The following is an 18,729-nucleotide window of genomic DNA, read 5'->3' as shown; positions in this document are numbered from 1 at the left end:
CTTCGGGGCCCCCTCTGGGATTGGGGGGCAATGGGGAGATGGGGAGAGAATAACTAGAGTAATGCCCAATTCCCAATTCCCAATTCCCAATTCCCAATTCCCAATTCCCAATTCCCAATTCCCAATTCCCAATTCCCCAAAAAATGGTATGGACTAACTTACATGCAAAAATACATCGCACTATCAAATCGCGCCAGTTGTTTGGGCATAACCAGCGGCTATTAGTTGCTGTTTCTGGCGGACAAGATTCTCTGTGCTTAATCAAATTACTGTTAGATTTACAACTAAAATGGAGGTGGAATTTAGGTATTGCACACTGCGATCATCGCTGGCGTTCTGACTCTGAAGCTAATGCCAATCATGTAAAAAATTTAGCCCAAAGTTGGGATGTATCTTTTTATTTAGAAACGGCTAATGAACCTTTAAATAGTGAAGCGGCTGCACGAAATTGGCGTTATCAAGCTTTAAGTGCGATCGCTCAAGCAAATAATTACCAATATATAGTTACAGGACACACCCAGAGCGATCGCGCTGAAACTCTCCTATATAACTTAATGCGTGGCACCGGTGCTGATGGTTTGCAAGCGCTAACTTGGCAACGTCCACTCACTAAGGAGATTATGCTAGTGCGGCCACTTTTAGAAATTACTCGCACACAAACAGAACAATTTTGTCAAGAGTTAAATTTGCCAGTTTGGGAAGATTCCACTAATCAAGATTTAAAATACGCCCGTAATCGTATCCGTGAGGAATTAATACCGTATTTGCGAGAAAGTTTTAATCCCAATGTGGAATCAGCTTTAGCCCAAACTGCCGAACTTCTACAAGCGGAAGTGGAATATTTAGAAAAAGCTACTCAGCAGTTGCGGGAAGAGGCGATGGGGGAAAATATAAATACTGTTGATAATCATTACTTGAGGTTAAATCGTCGGGTGTTGCAGAAGGCACCGCTGGCGCTGCAACGTCGTGTGATGCGACAGGTATTACAAGAAATACTTGTTGATGCACCCAATTTTGAACATATTGAAAAATTAACAGCTTTAATTGTAGCCCCAAACCGATCGCAAACCGATCCATTTCCCGGTGGTGCGATCGCTCAAGTACAAGACGATTGGATTTGTCTAAGGAGTGGTTAATGCTTTTTCAATAACTGCTTGGGTATCGTTTATAATTCCCGTTTAACCTCACCTCAATTTATAATCTTTTTAGTGATTTTTTGCAAATTAAAGCGGTTTTTTTAAATTTCCTGAGAGTAAAACGAATTACTCGCACTATTTTTAGTAAAGTATTAAATAAGACCAATCATAAACTATTGTTGTCGGAAAAGAATAAGTATTTTCACTCTTGACCAAATACAAAAATTTTCCAGTGATTAATCATCACCAAGGATATGAATTGTCTATTTGTACCCTATGTTGAGTACGGAACCCTATTATTTTCCCTGACAATACTGATTGATCAAATGCTTTAGGCAAAGCGTATTAAAAGAGCAAAAATACTCATAGTGGTTGTTGACTGCTAACTTTTGACAGTCAACAGCCAATCTATTGAATATGCAATTTAAATACGTAAAAGCTGACGGAGTTTTTGTGTCACTGAAATAATCCCACAATAAGTAGGTGAGTAAAAATAAACATGACTATATGACGAAACGTAAATATTCCGGAAACCCTGACAACTGACAACTGACAACTGACGATCCTAACTACCTCACTAGATAATTTTATTTGCGCCAACCTACTTAAATTTATGGATTCAATAGATATTGAAATAGCTACACCTCTAAGTTTAGAAATTGCTGAAATTGCTTCACCAGGAATACTTGTTCCTACTGCAACTCCAAAAGGGAGATTTTCCAAAGATTCCATTCGCACCAGTTTAAAAGCCTCCACTCTCAACGGTGTCTTTGGGGCTGTTTTTACAATCAGTACTGGTGGAATTTTACTTGGTAAATTCCTAGTGGAATTGGATGCTAGTCCCGTAGTGTTTGGGATGCTGTCTTCTATTCCCATGTTGGTGAATTTGATTCAGCCGTTGGGTGCTTATTTGTCTGAACGCACTACCAGCCGCTTTCAATATTCCCTTTACACTCACGGAATTTCTCGGCTACTGTGGCTAATTTTGGTAATCGGCATTGCCTTTTTCAGCTGGGAAGGATTGAACTCGCAGCAATTGATAGGATTAACACTGATAATTGTCTTATTCAGCCATCTTTTAGAAGCGCTGGGAACTGCATCTTGGTTTAGTTGGATAGCAACCATAGTTCCCCGACAATTACGAGGAAAGTATTTTGGTTTTCGCAGTAGCGCCACCAATTTAACCGAGTTAATCTCCTTACCTTTGGCAGGATTAGCCATATCGACTTGGTACGGTGGGAGTCAACAAGGTTACGGAATTGTTTTGCTAATAGGCGTTTTATTTGGAGTTGTGGGAATTGGATTTCAGTATTTTAAGGTAGATGTGAATCCGCGATCGCAAAACAATGACTCTGATACCTTAACTTCAACAAACAACATTCAATCAGACTCTCAATCAAATATATCTGATGGCATATCTCAATTAGTTTCTACTCCCAAATTGCCAATTTTACAAAATGAATTAGTTAGTAGTATATTGCAAAATGCTAACTTTCAAATGTTTTTATTTTATTACAGCATGTGGACACTTTGTGTTAATCTTAGCGCTCCATTTTTTAACCTTTACATGCTGGATAATTTAGCACTAGATGTCACTTGGGTAACAGTTTACAACAGCTTGCGATCAGGGGCGCACCTAGTGATGCTGATGTTTTGGGGTAGATTAGCAGACAAGATAGGCAATCGTTCTATTTTGATTGTCAGTGGAATCCTGATTGCAATCATACCTTGCCTATGGCTAGGGGTTGGTGCAACTCCTCTTGATATATGGCTATGGTTACCCCTATTACACCTCTTCATTGGCGCTAATTGGGCAGCTATTGATTTGTGCAGCAACAATATACAGATAGATATTGCACCAATTAAAAATCAGTCTATCTATTTTGCGATCGCAGCAGCTGTTGCTGGGGCGAGTGGTGCTATAGGAACAACCATAGGTGGCTTCTTCGCTGAAAGTGCTGGTTCTTTTGGCTTGTTAGATTTATTCGCCCTATCTAGTCTATTCCGTTTACTATCGCTGATCCCACTCATCTTTATTAAAAAGTCACGGTAGTGAGGATAAATTTATTAGTGTTATTAGTGACAGATGACTTTTTTGACTTTCCCCTTGTGAGACAATCATATCTTGCAGTTGCCTAATCTCCTGCTCAAAAATTTTCTTATTGACTAATAGCTGAAATTTAGTTAATTGAAATGCTATTCAGCCATTAATAGCTGAAGCTGTTAGCCATAGGTTTATAACCTATGGCTGTTTTTGCAATTTGTGTAATATCTAAATTAATAGAATTTTAATAAAAATTAATCCTATTGATAGTTGTTAACAATTAATAGCTATCTGCTTTTGTAAAAATTTAGATTAAGGGTAGTTGACATAAGTAACTACCATGCGAAAGCATCATTATTTATGACCAAAAAAGTGTCATTTTATCTAAACAAAGTCAAGACAAAACAAAAATATAAAATGCTCAAGACCAACACCCACCAAATCAGTACGCAAGATATTGAAGCTTTCGAGCGAGACGGCGTTATCTGCATTAAAAATGCTCTAGATGACTTCTGGGTGGAACGAATGCAAAAAGCCATTGAAAGAAATCTTTCACATGGTTCTATGGGAATTCACGGTAGCAATAAAATAGAACGTTATGTAGTGATGCATGATAGCGGCATGTGGCTCAAAGATCCTGATTTCCGTGCTTTGGTTTTTGAATCTCCTCTAGCAACCCTTGCTGCTCAATTGTTGAAATCAGAAAAACTCAACTTGTTGTGTGACGGTTTCTTTGTCAAAAAGCCGGAAATTAATAGTCGTGTAGATTGGCATAACGATCAATCTTACTGGCCTGTACAAGGCTGGAAGTGTTGTAAATTTTGGCTGCCTTTAGATCGTGTCACCCAAGAAAATGGTCGCTTAGAGTATATCAAAGGTTCTCATTTGTGGAGCAAGGAGTTACGTGAACATTCAGATGCTTCCTTGGCTTTCGATCCTGAACCTTACGAAATTCTCTCTTGGGATATGGAACCTGGAGATTGCTTAGTACATCATTTTCTGACAATTCATCGTTCTGGATGCAACACATCCTCTAGAGTACGACGTGCAATAGTAACAAATTGGGCTGGTGATGATGTTACTTTCAAGAACCGCCCAAATGCATGGCCTTACCAAGCTATTGAAGAAATTGATAGTCCAGAGATTAATTCAATCACGACTCTTAAACCTGGTGAGCCAATAGACTCTGCTATCTTTCCTAGAGTAGAGTTTAATCGTACAAGTGTACTAAAATAGCCGTGTGGCGCGAGTAATGCCGCTTTGGGACTATGTACTGGGTACTGGGATAATTCAAAATTTGGGATTGGTAATAGGTAATGGGTAATGGGTAATAGTAAAAACCAATCCCCAATCCCCAATCCCCAATCCCCAATCCCTAGTCCCCAGTCCCTTTTACAAATACATATTGCTCGGTATGATATTTAATTTGCAGGCATTTACCTCATAAAAATTAGTTATGACCCAGAACTACCGCATTACCCTACTCCCCGGCGATGGCATCGGCCCCGAAATTATGGCAGTGGCGGTAGACGTGCTGAAAATCATAGGTCAGCAATTTGATTTACAGTTTGAATTTCAAGAAGCCCTAATTGGTGGTGCAGCAATTGACGCGACTGGCGAACCTCTGCCGTCTACTACCTTGGATACTTGCCGTCAGAGTGATGCTGTATTACTTGCGGCTATTGGTGGCTATAAATGGGATTCTCTGCCATCCAATATCCGCCCAGAAGCCGGCTTGTTGGGGCTGCGTGCGGGTTTAGGACTATTTGCCAATTTGCGCCCAGCCCAAATTTTACCGCAACTCATCGACGCTTCGACTTTGAAACGCGAAGTTGTTGAAGGTGTCGATATTATGGTGGTACGCGAACTCACTGGTGGCATTTACTTTGGTAAGCCCAAGGGTATTTTTACTACTGACACTGGTGAAAAACGTGGTGTAAATACCATGGTTTACACTGAGTCGGAAATTGAACGCATTGGCAGAGTTGCCTTTGAAACAGCACGGAAACGTAAAGGAAAACTTTGTTCAGTAGATAAAGCCAATGTATTAGAAGTATCTCAGTTGTGGCGCGATCGCATCACCAAACTATCCCAAGAATATCCAGATGTGGAACTATCACATCTGTATGTCGATAACGCTGCCATGCAACTGGTACGCGCTCCTAAGCAGTTTGATACTATCGTTACGGGCAATTTGTTTGGTGATATTCTCTCTGATGCTGCTGCTATGCTGACAGGCAGTATCGGCATGTTACCTTCTGCGAGTTTAGGTGCTTCTGGGCCTGGCGTATTTGAACCTGTCCACGGTTCCGCCCCAGATATCGCCGGACAAGATAAAGCAAATCCCCTCGCACAAGTTCTCAGTGCGGCGATGATGCTACGTTACGGTTTAGACCAGCCAAAAGCCGCAGACCGTATTGAACAAGCTGTGTTTCAAGTTTTAGAACAAGGCGATCGCACCGGAGATATAATGTCTTTAGGTAAGAATCTTCTGGGTTGCCGCGCTATGGGCGACGCGCTAATTAAGGTTCTTGAAGAAAAATAATTTATGGTAGAATCCAGGCAATTTGGCAACCGATGCTAAAAGTTTCGGATAAACTAGAGAAAAATCTAGCAATCATATAAACAGTCGATAGTGTACGCATTACGACAAGAACAAACGAACTATACTGCCCCAAAGAAACAGCCTCCCTTGGTTGATCCTGCCGTGATCAGAGCAGCGGGGCAGATTTACTACACCCACTGCGAGGTACATCCTGAAATCACTGGGCAACCATCAGGAGTAGCAATTAATCGTGTTACTCATCGGGGTAAAGTGATTTTTACTAGCCAACCAGTCCTGTTACCGCAAGAATGTTTTATACCGTTGAGTCAAATTGAATCGTACATGTACTAGTCATTAGTCAAAATAATTCGTAATTGATAATTCGTAATTATTAACCTACGGACGTAACTTGCTTTAATTGGAGAAACTCCTATGTACCCGTCACTGCCTCACCGCAGTGGTTCATAAATGCGGGAGCTTGAATAAAGTTGGTACGCGTTTTTTCTTTATTCAGAACTAAAGTGAGTTACTCTGTCTCTCAATTAATTACGAATTACGAATTACGAATTACGAATTAGTAATTATTAGTCATTAGTCATCGACAAAAGCCAAAAGATAGACGACAAATGACAAAAGACTAATGACAAAGGACAACATGGACATTTTGATGGTCGTCCCGGCGAGTATCATTGTTTTTGCTTTGGGTGCATCTATTGGCAGTTTTATCAACGTTGTAGTTTATCGGCTACCAGCGAGGTTGTCTATTCTTTGGCCGCCTTCTCGCTGTCCCCATTGCTTAAACCAGCTAAAAGCTCATGATAATGTCCCAGTGCTGGGATGGGTATGGCTAAAAGGGCGATGCCGTTATTGCAAAAGTAAGATTTCTGTCCGTTATCCTGTGGTAGAGGCAGCGACAGGCATCATATTTTTACTGTTATTTTTATTATTTAATGTTTCTATCGCTACAATAGGGTATTGGGCTTTTTGCAGTTGGTTATTAGCCTTATCCCTCATTGACTTAGATACGATGACTCTACCCAATGCACTTACCCAGTCGGGGTTGGTAGTAGGAATTATCTTTCAAATGACAGTTGGTTTGTTTTCAGAAGCTAGTTGGCAGGGATTAATCAAGCATCTGATGATGGCAATAGTGGGAGCTGTAGTAGGCTTGTGGCTATTTGATGCGATCGCCATTTTTGGTTCAATGGTTTTAGGTAAAACAGCAATGGGCGCAGGTGATGCCAAACTCGCAGCCATGATGGGCGCTTGGTTGGGTTGGAAGTATTTGCTGTTAGCTGGGTTTATTGCTTGTGCAGTTGGAGCATTGGTGGGTATAGCCACAATCATACTATCAGGACGAAAAAAGGGTCAAAAGATACCTTTCGGCCCTTTTTTGGCTTTAGGATCTTTAATTACTGTGTTTGGCGGTGAAGCAATTTTGTCTGCCTATCTACGGTTGTTTTTTCCAATTAATTGAAAAATCAGGAGACGGAAATAAAAATATAAATTAAAAATTAAAAAATAAATTACAAATTAAATTTTTTCAGATGGTGAGTTATTTCATCAATTCATCATCAGCAACCTTAAGCCTCCATGACTGTAGCTGACATTACCTAATTGACTCTTGACACTTTGGTAATATCAACTTGTGACTTGTATTACCCTCTTAACGAAGAATACTATACCTTTTCCCTTCCTCCCTCTTCTTTATTCAAAGGACTTGTATTGGCACAAGTAATTTCGTTAAGCTGGCAACCAAAGATGCAAAATAAGGTCTAAATTGCTTAAAAGCGTAATTTGACGATGTAGTCAAGAGGAGCCACCCCCTCAAGGCGGGTTTCCCGACAGCCAAAGGGAGTGGCATGAGCCAGTGCAGTACGCGGCCAATACCAGCTAAAAGCACTGGCGTTCAAGAGCCAAAAAGGGGTGTTGTTTGCGTTTGTATAACGGCAAATCAGGAGACTTTGAAAGCATTGGTCAAGAGTTAGAATTAATAACTCTGGACTTTGAACTTTTTACCCTAAACGCCCCGTAGCAGCTTGACCTGTTTTCAACCTCGATAACCACTTAAAATAAAATAAAAATGGCAAACAACGAAGAATCACGCGGTTTAAAGTCTCTATTTGATTGGTTTGCAAATCGACGTAAATCAGGATCTACCAGCCTAGAACGTCAAGAACGTGAAATTGCTGATGGACTGTGGCATAAATGTTCTCAATGTGGTGTATTGACATATACAAAAGACCTCAGAGCAAATCAGATGGTTTGCGTTGAATGTGGTCATCACAATCGGGTGGATAGCGATGAACGTATCCGTCAACTGATAGATCCTAATACCTGGAGACCGATAGATGAGCATCTACGGGCCACAGACCCGCTACAATTTAGGGATCGCAAACCATATAGCGATCGCCTCCGGGAAACAGAAGAAAAACTTGGTTTAGCAGACGCAGTTAAAACTGGTTTAGGTCAAATTAATGGCTTACCCGTTGCCCTTGGGGTTATGGACTTTCGCTTCATGGGTGGTAGTATGGGTTCCGTCGTCGGAGAAAAACTGACTCGCTTGATTGAACAAGCCACTCAGCGGCGGTATCCTGTGATCATCGTTTGCACATCAGGTGGAGCAAGAATGCAAGAAGGAATGCTCTCTTTGATGCAGATGGCAAAAATATCCGCAGCCTTAGAACGCCATCGCCATGCCAGACTATTGTACATTCCTGTTTTGACTAATCCCACTACAGGCGGCGTTACCGCTAGCTTCGCCATGTTAGGCGACATCATCCTCGCAGAACCAAAAGCAACAATTGGCTTTGCAGGACGGCGGGTAATTGAACAAACCCTGCGGGAAAAACTGCCAGATGATTTTCAAACCGCTGAAGATTTGCTCAAGCATGGCTTTGTCGATGACATCGTACCCCGCACCCAGTTAAAGAAAACCCTAGCGCAGCTAATAGCTTTGCACCAGCCAATACCAACCACACCCCCAATGGTATTGTGGGAGACAATGACCCTCAGTTCTACAGCAGCTGAATAAATTTAGGGAATGGGGAATTGGGAATTGGGAATTGGGGATTGGGAATTGGAAATTGGTTATTCTCCCTCATCCCCCTCATCTCCCCATACTCCCAGTTCATCTTCCCGGTTCTTGCACAAAGATGAGTGGCACAAGTGCTACTACTCGCAACAAACTAGAGACGGCAAATAATCCTAGTAATCCTCCGTATCCAATGAATTGGGCGATGAAGCTGCCTATGATTGTGCCTAAAGCACCACTACCTCCAGAAACAGCTGCTGCGATCGCAAAATATATAGACTGATTTTTAATTGGTGCAATTCCTAGTTGTATATTATTGTTACATAAGTCAATTGCCGCCCAAGTCACTCCCGCCAAAATATGTAACAGCGGCAACCATAGCCAGATATCAAAGCTATGATTACCAATTCCTAGCCAAAATACTGGTGTAACGGCAACTACAATCCCTACAAAAAGCAGAATAAGACGATTGCCTATTTTATCTGCTAACTTGCCCCATAACATCAGCATCAGCAAATTCGCCCCCGCCTGGATACTACTGTAAAGCGTCACCCAACTCACATCTAAATCCAGCTTGTCGAGCATGTAGAGGTTGAAAAAAGGAGAGCTGATATTAACGGCAAGTCCCCATAGGCTGAAATAAACTAAAAATTTCAAAAAATTAGAATTTTCCGAGATAATGCTGGCGAAATTATTTTGTGGTGGTGTCGTATTCACTATAGGAATTAATTCTCCACCTGATTCTTCTTTTTCAGATGTAAAGATTTTCTTGTCTTGAGAATATCCCACAGCAGTGTTTTGCAATTGTGGATTCATATCCAGTTGAAAATACTGGCATAATATACTCAAAATTCCCAGCAAAACACCTAACAGCAGCACGAACCCATAGCCTTGTAAAGTTCCACCAGGCCAATGTGATACAGCTAAACCGGCTATTGGTAAGCAAAGCAAATTAGTTAGGCTAACGGCGCTATTGCGTAGACCAAAATATCTGCCTCGTAATTGCCTGGGTACTATCATAGCTATCCAACTCAGCCAGGACGCGCTTCCTAACCCTCCTAAAAGATGGGTGGCTAAGATAATAACCAGTGTTAACACCAATAACTGGTGCGAATCAAAACCTCCCCAATTGAAGGTGGCAATACCTACAACTAAAATTAACCACAGTGTTCTAGCAATTCCATGAGTCCGCAGCGCATACTGAAAGCGGCTAGTAGTGCGTTCCGATAGATAAGCACCCAAAGGTTGAATGAGATTCACCAGCATGGGGATAGAGGACAGTAACCCAAATACTACTGGACTGGCATCTAACTCTACCAAAAAATTGCTGAGCAAAATGCCGCCTGTAGTTAAGCCAAAAACTGCTGCTAGGACACCATCAATAGTAGAAGCTGTTAAGCTGTTGCGAATGGCCTGCTTGGCAATTCGGGTGCTAGGTGTGGAGGTGGGAGAAAGTAATATTGATGGTGTGGCAATTTGGGGAATTTCCAGACTCAGAGGCCCAGCTGTTTCAACCTGAACAGAAGTCATAAACCTAAAATGTAAGGGTGAAGTGTTCTGGCGCGAGTCCAGTTGTTGAAATCTTCAGTATGCCTTTATAACCGTTGACGAAAAATTATCGTCATTTTATCTTGCATTTCTCAACAAAAGTACAAATGAGTTATATAGCAGGGTACTGGGGACTGGGGACTGGGTGAAAAGTCTTCTTGTGTCTAGGTTTTATCACTGTTGATGTCCTAACCACCAAGGCTTTTGCTATACATCCGATTCAAGTTAAAACTCAATTGTAGAGGCAATTCATCTGCTTCCACGGTGTAGATAACTCAATGGTAATTCGCTAAAGTAAAAAAAGAAACTTTACATTTGTTGTGAGTAGAAGAAGCTTCTTGAAATTTTGGGGATTAGTGATAGCGATCGCAATTGCTTTTATTGCTTGCCACAATTTACAATTCCCCAGTAAAATAGCTACCCCCGCTACAGTCACAGTTAAACTCAGTGGTTGGGGAGGTTCTCCCATTGAGCAAAAACTATTAAAAGGAGTTATCAAAGACTTTGAGGCACAATATCCAACAATCAAAGTCAAATATGAGGTGATTTCCGACCAATACATGGATGTGATTAAAACACGCTTAGTTGGAGAAGCAGCACCCGATGTCTTTTATTTAGAAACGCTAGAAGCTCCTTTATTAATGAGCCAAAATGTTTTAGAGCCGCTAGATATCTACATTACACCTGAATTTGATTTAGCAGACTTTAAAGTAAATTTACTCAATAGCTTTAAGTACCAGAACCATATTTATGGTTTACCCAAAGACTATTCTACCTTAGCTTTGTTTTATAACAAAAAAGCTTTTGCTGCCGCTGGTTTGAATAATCCTCCAACTACTTGGGATGAATTACGCAATTACTCTCAACTATTAACAGGTAAACTCAACAGATACGGTTTAGGAATCACCCCAGAGTTGGTACGTCAGGCTTATAAAATTAAAGCCTTTGGTGGGCAAATTGTTGACCAAAATAGTCAAGCTGTCTTTGCTAGTGAGGCGAGTTTGCGGGGATTGCAATTAGTGATAGACCAGTATCAAAAAGACCACTCCTCTGCCCAAAAATCTGATGTTGGTACAAACTCAGGTAGCGAAATGTTTGGACAGGGCAAAGTGGCAATGGTGATTGAGGGTAACTGGGCAATTCCTTACTTAACTGAAACCTTTCCTCAATTGGAATTTGCTACCGCAGAAGTACCTACTATAAATGGCAAAAAAGGTACTATGCTTTTTTCTGTCGCCTATGTAATGAATAAGCAGTCACAACACAAAGCTGAAGCTTGGAAGTTGATTTCCTATCTCACAGGTAAAGAAGGTATGCAGAAGTGGACAGGAACAGGATTTGCATTACCAACGCGTGAGTCAGTGGCGCAGAAGTTAGGTTATGACCAAGATACCCTAAGAAAACCACTAGTGGCGGGAGTTAATTATGCTACGCCTTGGCAGGTTGGTGATTATCCGGCGGCAATTGTCAATAACTTCGATAATCAGTTTGTTAGCGCATTATTGGGACAACAACCATTAAAGCAGGCAATGTTGCGGGCGCAGAATGCAGCAAATCAGCAGATTAAAGCGATGGAGTAATTGAGAAACAAGTGATCGCTCAACAAAACATGCACAATCAAATGGTGTAATTGACTATACTTGTTGCAACAGTAAAACCCTAACTCCATGACTACAACTTCTGCCGTTGAAGACTTTATCTCATTTCGTGGTCATCAGGTATGGTATCGGATTGTCAAACCAGACCAAGAAGAACCTGGCAAGCTACCGCTATTATGTCTTCACGGAGACCCAGGAGTACCCCACGACTATTTAGAACCATTAGAAGCGATCGCAGCAACTGGGCGCAGGGTAATTTTTTACGATCAATTGGGATGTGGTAATAGCGATCGCCCTTCTGACCCAACATTGTATTCCATTGATTTGTTTAAAGAAGAACTTGTTGCTGTCCGTGATGCTTTGGATTTACAGCAAATTCATCTTTTTGGGCAATCATGGGGTGGCTGTCTAGCACTAGAACATGTACTTTCCCAAGCAACTGGCTTAAGCAGCCTCATCCTAGCGAATACACCTTGTAACATTCAACAATTTATCACTGAAGCCTATGGCTTGATGAATCAGTTGCCAGCGGAAGTCCAAGAGATTATCCGTCAGCATGAAGCCAACGGCACCACTCAAGACCCCGAATATAAACAAGCAATGGAGATTTTTTAATCATACTTTCCTGTGTCGGTTAGACCCTTGGCCCAGTTGCTTAACTAGAGCCTACAGTAAAGTCGGTACAGAGTTTCGAGGCGCTGGCAAAATCATCGATTGGAATATTGAAGACCGCCTGAGCGAAATTTCCGTGCCGACATTGCTGCTTTCAGGTCGTTATGATGAGGTTACTCCTGCCTGTATTGAAACAGTTCACCAAGGTATTTCTGGCTCAAAGTGGGTACTATTTGAAAACAGTTCCCATATGCCTCATTTGGAAGAAACAGAAGGGTTTCTCAAAGTTTTAGACGAATTTTTGCATGACATCGAAAGCAATCAAGAACTAGGAAGTAATTCCTGATTCTTGAGGTTTTGCTTGCCTAGAGTGCGGGGGAGCTGTAAACCTAGCACTAAAATAACAGTTGTCATATAAGATACAAGAGACATCCAAAGCAGGTGGTTATTGTGGAGATACCATGCTGCGATCGCCAGGGGCAAAAAACCTAATCCAAAAGCGAGAAGCACGGCATTACGTAATGTTGCACCTTCTTTTAGACCGATGAAGTACCCTTCCAGCATAAAGGCAACAGCAGTAAATCCTAAAAGAGGCAGTAACCAAACTGTATAAGTACTGATATTTTGGTTGACTTCTGTATGATTAGTTAATAGACCAAATACCGTATCTGGGAAAACAACAGACGCAACCGCAAAAGCCAGAGCCATGAGTAAACTCGTAAATATAGAGACAGTCAGCAATGGAATCATTTGCTCTTTTGTCCCTTTACCTTGAAAGTTTCCAATCAGCGTTTGAGTTGTCATGCCTACGCCTTGAACCGTAAACTGACTTAAAAGAGCAATCTGGAGAAGTAACCCGTTTTCTGCCAAGACGATTGTTCCCATTGCTGCACTCAAATTTGTGAAGATGGCGTAGGTAGATATCAACGCTAAAAATCGCAGCAGAATATTACTCTTGAGTGCAACAGTCTCTTTGAGAGCAGCCCAATCAAAAACTTCTTGCAAAGCGGTTGGTAATACTTTCCAAGGAATACTAAAGCAAACCCCAATCAAACCTGTAATTACAGCTAGATACTGACTGATGGCTGTTGCTAGCCCGGCTCCCATGCTTTCCCAGCCCCACTTGACAATCATCAGATAATCCAGCAGCACATTAGAACCATTACCAATGATAGACATCAGTAGCACCACGCTATTCATTTCTCGCCCTAGAAACCAACCAATCAAAACAAAGTTGAGCAAGACAGCAGGCGCTCCCCAAATGCGGGCGTAGAAATAATCAACCCCAGAGGCTTCTATTTCTGGGGAACCGCTAAGGATGAGAAATCCAAACTTTTGCAGAGCGTATTGCAACGCTATCATGAGTAAACCAATAGCTAACGCCATCAATCCACTTCGTAATCCTGCTAGCAAGACTGCTTTGGGGTCATCACAACCAACAGCATGTGCAGTCAAGGCATTCGTGCTAGAGCGCAGAAACTTCAATACACGGTAAAGGTAGTCGAAGAGAATGGTTGCGAGGATAACTCCAGCTAAGTGGCGAATGTCTGCTAAATGCCCTAAAAAGGCGATGTCAACCAGACCTGCTAGAGGTACCATCATGTTAGAAAGCACACTGACGCTTGCCAGCTTGTAAAAGCGAGGCAAGAAGTTGTACTGCACTGGAACCACAAATGTCATAAGACCTCATGATGAATTGGGAAACCATACCCTAAAGGCACAGCAGGAAAAATCAACAGGTAAACTGTGCCTGTCAAAATCGTATGGTTAGAAAACGGTGAAATTAGCTTAACGCAGGACATTGACTTCTGTCCAAATTTTTGCTAATGACTGATAGGACTGTTGAGAGCAAAAGAGTATTGATTAAGCGCATTGTGACAAAAAATTGGTATTACCAAACCAAAACGGCAGTGCTTACTCAACCAAATGAGGATTTTATGCTTTCTCCACAGGGATACGATAAATAAATTATGCACAACCCATCGCTACAACTAGGTTAGTGCGTTATCAGGTGGAGGTACTGTTGTGTTTGAAATGAGAAGGCGGCGCAGATACTCCAAGTGGAATCTCACAGAAAATTTAGCTGGATATTTGTTCATGACTCCCACTATTTTAGTTGTGGGAACTTTTGTGGTGTTGCCTATTCTCTACGCTATTTTTCTTTCCCTGCACAAAGTCCGACTTCTAGGTGGTATTGAATACAAGTTTATTGGCTTTCGTAATTTCACGCGATTAATTGAAGATGAACAAGTTGGGATTGCTTTGAGAAACACATTAGAATATGTCGCTATTGTTGTACCAACTCAAACTGTTTTAGCTTTAATTCTGGCTGTAACGCTGAATGCTGGCATTCGTGGTAAAAACTGGTGGCGCATCCTTTACTTTTTACCCACAGTCACTTCTTCAGCAGTGCTGACGCTGATTTTTATGTGGATTTATAACACCGATGGGTTGTTAAATCATGTTCTCGCTTTTGTAGGATTACCCACATATAACTGGTTAGGTGACCCAGCAGTTGCGCTCAAAGGTATCATGATTATGAATATTTGGTCAACTGCGCCTTTTTTCATGGTGATTTACCTGGCGGCGTTGCAGGACATTCCCCAAAAACTTTATGAAGCGGCAGAACTTGATGGAGCAAATTGGTGGCAGCAGTTTGTCTATATTACTATTCCCTTGCTCCAGCCTGTAACTTTTTTTGTAGTGGCGATCGGCATAATTGGGACTTTTCAATTATTTGACCAGTCTTATATTTTCTCTGGCGGAACTGGCGGCCCAAACAACGCTACCCTAACTTTAGTGCTACTAATCTACCAAGCTGTATTTCGCAATTTACAAATGGGATATGCTGCTGCGATCGCCTTTTTGTTGGCAGTGGTAATTATTGCTATCACTTTGATTCAGCGGCGATTTTTCGGAGGCGAAAGGATGTGACTGGTATTTCTCGCTTTTCGTGGCTGAAATTACTGTTATACTTCTTGCTGAGTGTCTATGCCCTAATCACCCTAATTCCTTTTTTATGGGCGCTTTCGGCATCTTTTAAACCGCTGTCGGAGATTGTCAGCGGCGAACCCAATTTTTTACCTCGGAATTTTACTCTCGCAAATTATCAGCAACTCTTCCAGCAAGAACCGCTGTTTTTACGCTGGCTATTCAATAGTGTAATCATTGCTGTGAGTGTAACAGTGTTAAACTTGCTGTTCAACTCAATGGCAGGTTATGCCTTAGCTAGACTGCGCTTTGCGGGTAAGCGCTTTTGGTTCTTCTTAATTTTGGCAGTATTAGCGGTTCCAGCACAGATTACCCTGATACCCACATTTTTGATTTTAAAAGCGATCGGCTGGCTGAATTCCTATCAGGGTATGATTGTCCCTAGCATGGTCAATGCTACTTTCATCTTCATGATGCGGCAGTTTTTCGTCAATTTTCCTAGGGAACTAGAAGAAGCTGCTCAGCTTGATGGCTTAAACACTTTTGGAATTTTTCGGCATATTGTCTTACCTCTGGCAAAACCAGCACTAGCAGCACAAGCAGTTTTTATATTCATGGGAAGTTGGAATAATTTCTTACTGCCTGTAGTTATCTTGTTTGAACCAGAAATGTTTACTCTACCTCTAGGGTTAAATACCTTCAAAGGTCAATATATCAGCTATTGGAACTACATTATGGCTGCTTCTATGGTATTCACCCTACCAGCTTTAGGAATTTATGCCTTTTTCAACCGCTACTTCATTCAAAGCGTCACCTTTACAGGGGGGAAAGGTTAACTGTCAGTTGTCAGTGGTCAGTTGTCAGTTGTCAGGAGGTAGAAATTATTCTTTTAGTTCCTCCATCCCCCTCATCTCCCTCATCTTTCAAGGGTAGGTATTTAAGAAAGGCTGTAAATAATAGGTAAAAAACGTGCTGAATTGAGATTTCAGGAGTAGGCATCTCCCCTCAAATAATACTGAAAAGTTACAATAATACTACAAAAGTAACTAAGTGATGAAATGGAACAGACGGTAACTCTATATCGCCCAACAGGCCCCAAGGAGTTGGAATTAGTAAAACAAAGCGGTTACAAGAAATGGCCACCGCGACTGCCACAACAGCCGATTTTCTACCCAGTGACAAACGAGCAGTATGCAAAGGAAATAGCCACTAAATGGAATGTTCGTGACAGTGGTGTAGGTTATGTAACGCGCTTTTGTGTCCTAAAAGAATTTATGGATAAATATGAAGTTCATCAGGTTGGAGCTTCATACCATACAGAATGGTGGATTCCAGCTGAGGAACTAGAACATCTCAACGAAAACATAGTGGGTACTATTGAGGTGATTGGAGAATATAAAGCTTGAAATCTCCTTGTAGTCACTACTAGTAGTTTACCTATCATTTACAAGCTTTCTTAAATACCTACCCTTGAAAGCATCCCCCCATTGCCCCCCAACCCCAGAGGGGGCACCGAAGCCCCACATCCCCCCTGCGCCTCTCGATCCCTAAACCGTATTTTGGGCGACAAATTGCACTCCTAACGTGATATTGGTATTACAGCGACTCAATCTCTATCTGTCAGTTAACAAACATTATGGGTTTTGCAGACCTATCGATCGCAGAGATAACAACGGACTACAGCATTCCTGTAGCAAAAGTGTTTTCTCTGTGTAACCAACTGGGAATTGCCTACAAACACCAAAAGACCCTTTTGGCGTTAGAGGATGCAAAGGCAATTATTTCGCAATTATTGGCTGAAATACACCGAAAAGGTACTAATGGCTCGGTTAGTGATACTGATGTCACCTAAAGGATTGTTTCAGACTTTGGCTTATCGCTAAGGACTGAGGATAGGAAGATTGAGCATCGCTTTATTAGCTGTGTTGAGCGTCAAAATCTTGAAGGGGAAACATGTTTAAAAGACTAATTGGCGTTGTTGTGGCAACTATTTTACTGACGTTTCAAATGATTGTCGGTAGCGCTACAGCGGTGGAACTGAACGAAGCTACCCGAACAGTGCCATTAAACTTAGATGGTGATACCATCGTACTCAGCCTCAAACAAGTTAAAGAGGGCAAAGCTTTATTTCAATACGCTTGTGCTCAATGTCATGTTGGAGGCGTTACCAAGACAAACCAAAACGTGGGACTTGAACCAGAAGCGCTAGCACTGGCAACACCAAACCGTAACAATATTGAAGGCTTGGTGGACTACATGAAAAATCCTACTACCTATGATGGAGAAGAGGATATTTCAGAGTTACATCCCAGCACCAAGAGCGCAGATATTTTCACAGAAATGCGAAATCTGACAGAAGATGACTTGGTAGCGATCGCTGGTCATATTCTCCTACAACCAAAAATTGTTGGTAATCAATGGGGTGGCGGTAAGATTTATTACTAAATACCCAAATTATTGCTGAGTTATTGGGAATTGGGAATTGGGAATTGGGATAAGGAAAACTCTTAACCCAGTACCCAGTCCCTAATCCTCAGTACCCAATACCCAGTACCCAGCCCCCCATACATTCACAATCTACTAATGCTTGCTCGTTTACTAGTTTTAGTTGTTGTTTTTGCGGTCTATTACAGCAATAGTTTACCTGCCCAAGCTGCCAAGAATATTGACCCTTATATAGCCAGATACTTGCATGTTACACAGCCAATTGCCCTGGAAATGGATAATCAAGGCAATACTCGCTTGTTTTCACCGCAAGAGTTATCTGTTGGCAAAAAACTCTTTGAAAGTAACTGCATTAATTGTCATGTGGGTGGTGCCACTTTGCCAGACCCCGAAGTGTCTCTGTCGCTGGAAAAGCTGCAAAAAGCTAATCCTCCACGCGATCGCATCAATGCTCTAGTTACCTTCATGCGCCAACCCATGACCTACGATGGTAGTCAAGAAACCTACGGCTGTCGTGAGTTACCTCCGAGTTTACTATCGCAACAGCAATTGGAAACTATAGCAGCTTTCATTCTCACAGCAGCACAAAAGGCTCCTGGATGGGGCACAGAAAGCTTTTGAAAAATCAGCATATTTTTCAATAAACAATCAAAATATACTATTTTAACTCTTTACCTGACTTTTTTACCTGAAAATTTTTGGTGTAATTTCATTTCTTAGTTATTGCTATTTGCACCATTTTTTGCTACCTGTTTTTTCGCCATTATTAAAAAAAATTCTATCTACGACAGATTGTCATACTTTAGGGTTGATTTTATTTAAAATGAAATAAGCAA

Annotated in this window: 19 protein-coding genes; 16 read left to right on the top strand and 3 right to left on the bottom strand. The window is 41.5% G+C overall.

The features are described 5' to 3' along the window. Positions 1 to 143 precede the first annotated feature (143 nt). The 6 genes from tilS to I8748_RS01580 all read left to right on the top strand — a co-directional run bounded on the left by tilS (position 144) and on the right by I8748_RS01580 (position 7,202). Positions 144 to 1,136 (top strand): tRNA lysidine(34) synthetase TilS, encoded by a 993-nt coding sequence (tilS, locus tag I8748_RS01605; RefSeq protein WP_198122913.1) that lies wholly within the window; start codon positions 144 to 146, stop codon positions 1,134 to 1,136. A 613-nt stretch (positions 1,137 to 1,749) separates the two neighbouring features. After that, entirely contained in the window at positions 1,750 to 3,189 is a 1,440-nt protein-coding gene (locus tag I8748_RS01600) for an MFS transporter (RefSeq protein WP_198122912.1), read from the top strand. Between the two features lie 408 nt (positions 3,190 to 3,597). Next, a complete protein-coding gene (locus I8748_RS01595; protein WP_198122911.1) occupies positions 3,598 to 4,416 on the top strand; it encodes a phytanoyl-CoA dioxygenase family protein in 819 nt (272 codons plus the stop codon). Positions 4,417 to 4,636: 220 nt separating this feature from the next. Beyond that, positions 4,637 to 5,725 carry a 3-isopropylmalate dehydrogenase gene (gene leuB / locus I8748_RS01590; RefSeq protein WP_198122910.1) on the top strand — a complete coding sequence of 363 codons (1,089 nt, stop codon included), beginning with the start codon at positions 4,637 to 4,639 and terminating at the stop codon, positions 5,723 to 5,725. A gap of 90 nt (positions 5,726 to 5,815) precedes the next feature. Then, the gene (locus tag I8748_RS01585) at positions 5,816 to 6,076 is read left to right on the top strand and encodes a hypothetical protein (RefSeq protein ID WP_096556404.1); all 261 of its coding nucleotides are present in this window, start codon (positions 5,816 to 5,818) and stop codon (positions 6,074 to 6,076) included. A gap of 304 nt (positions 6,077 to 6,380) precedes the next feature. Then, complete coding sequence (locus I8748_RS01580) at positions 6,381 to 7,202, top strand: prepilin peptidase (RefSeq protein ID WP_198122937.1); 822 nt, start codon at positions 6,381 to 6,383, stop codon at positions 7,200 to 7,202. Between the two features lie 307 nt (positions 7,203 to 7,509). Here the strand turns inward: I8748_RS01580 and I8748_RS35590 are convergent, their stop codons facing one another. Next, positions 7,510 to 7,638 (bottom strand): hypothetical protein, encoded by a 129-nt coding sequence (locus I8748_RS35590; protein WP_263975713.1) that lies wholly within the window; start codon positions 7,636 to 7,638, stop codon positions 7,510 to 7,512. 170 nt (positions 7,639 to 7,808) lie between these two features. On the opposite strand from I8748_RS35590, the gene accD reads away from it, so the two are divergent. Next, positions 7,809 to 8,759, top strand: coding sequence for an acetyl-CoA carboxylase, carboxyltransferase subunit beta (accD, locus tag I8748_RS01575; protein WP_198122909.1), 951 nt, complete (start codon positions 7,809 to 7,811; stop codon positions 8,757 to 8,759). 96 nt (positions 8,760 to 8,855) lie between these two features. Here the strand turns inward: accD and I8748_RS01570 are convergent, their stop codons facing one another. Next, entirely contained in the window at positions 8,856 to 10,289 is a 1,434-nt protein-coding gene (locus I8748_RS01570) for an MFS transporter (RefSeq protein ID WP_198122908.1), read from the bottom strand. Between the two features lie 338 nt (positions 10,290 to 10,627). Here I8748_RS01570 and I8748_RS01565 point away from each other — a divergent pair, with 338 nt between their 5' ends. From I8748_RS01565 to I8748_RS01555, 3 genes are all read left to right on the top strand, one after another. After that, the gene (locus I8748_RS01565) at positions 10,628 to 11,887 is read left to right on the top strand and encodes an ABC transporter substrate-binding protein (protein WP_318781179.1); all 1,260 of its coding nucleotides are present in this window, start codon (positions 10,628 to 10,630) and stop codon (positions 11,885 to 11,887) included. A gap of 87 nt (positions 11,888 to 11,974) precedes the next feature. Beyond that, positions 11,975 to 12,520 (top strand): proline iminopeptidase-family hydrolase, encoded by a 546-nt coding sequence (locus tag I8748_RS01560; RefSeq protein ID WP_198122907.1) that lies wholly within the window; start codon positions 11,975 to 11,977, stop codon positions 12,518 to 12,520. Beyond that, positions 12,462 to 12,863 carry an alpha/beta hydrolase family protein gene (locus I8748_RS01555; RefSeq protein ID WP_198122906.1) on the top strand — a complete coding sequence of 134 codons (402 nt, stop codon included), beginning with the start codon at positions 12,462 to 12,464 and terminating at the stop codon, positions 12,861 to 12,863. Before I8748_RS01560 ends, I8748_RS01555 begins: the two co-directional genes overlap by 59 nt. Here the strand turns inward: I8748_RS01555 and gntT are convergent. Further along, a complete protein-coding gene (gene gntT / locus I8748_RS01550; RefSeq protein ID WP_198122905.1) occupies positions 12,839 to 14,197 on the bottom strand; it encodes a guanitoxin biosynthesis MATE family efflux transporter GntT in 1,359 nt (452 codons plus the stop codon). The genes I8748_RS01555 and gntT overlap by 25 nt on opposite strands. Before the next feature lie 354 nt (positions 14,198 to 14,551). Between gntT and I8748_RS01545 the strand changes: the two genes are divergently transcribed. The 6 genes from I8748_RS01545 (at position 14,552) to psbV2 (ending at position 18,514) form a co-directional block, all read left to right on the top strand. Continuing rightward, complete coding sequence (locus tag I8748_RS01545) at positions 14,552 to 15,451, top strand: carbohydrate ABC transporter permease (RefSeq protein WP_214662381.1); 900 nt, start codon at positions 14,552 to 14,554, stop codon at positions 15,449 to 15,451. Continuing rightward, positions 15,448 to 16,284 carry a carbohydrate ABC transporter permease gene (locus I8748_RS01540; RefSeq protein WP_198122903.1) on the top strand — a complete coding sequence of 279 codons (837 nt, stop codon included), beginning with the start codon at positions 15,448 to 15,450 and terminating at the stop codon, positions 16,282 to 16,284. Before I8748_RS01545 ends, I8748_RS01540 begins: the two co-directional genes overlap by 4 nt. A gap of 222 nt (positions 16,285 to 16,506) precedes the next feature. Then, positions 16,507 to 16,854, top strand: coding sequence for a hypothetical protein (locus I8748_RS01535; protein ID WP_198122902.1), 348 nt, complete (start codon positions 16,507 to 16,509; stop codon positions 16,852 to 16,854). A gap of 230 nt (positions 16,855 to 17,084) precedes the next feature. Continuing rightward, complete coding sequence (locus I8748_RS01530) at positions 17,085 to 17,300, top strand: hypothetical protein (protein ID WP_198122901.1); 216 nt, start codon at positions 17,085 to 17,087, stop codon at positions 17,298 to 17,300. A gap of 101 nt (positions 17,301 to 17,401) precedes the next feature. Beyond that, positions 17,402 to 17,893 carry a photosystem II cytochrome c-550 gene (gene psbV, locus I8748_RS01525; protein WP_198122900.1) on the top strand — a complete coding sequence of 164 codons (492 nt, stop codon included), beginning with the start codon at positions 17,402 to 17,404 and terminating at the stop codon, positions 17,891 to 17,893. A 138-nt stretch (positions 17,894 to 18,031) separates the two neighbouring features. Further along, entirely contained in the window at positions 18,032 to 18,514 is a 483-nt protein-coding gene (gene psbV2, locus I8748_RS01520; protein WP_198122899.1) for a photosystem II cytochrome PsbV2, read from the top strand. Positions 18,515 to 18,729 lie beyond the last annotated feature (215 nt).

Source organism: Amazonocrinis nigriterrae CENA67 (assembly GCF_016056305.1).
GTDB lineage: Bacteria > Cyanobacteriota > Cyanobacteriia > Cyanobacteriales > Nostocaceae > Amazonocrinis > Amazonocrinis nigriterrae.
This window is presented reverse-complemented; position numbering and strand designations above follow the sequence as displayed.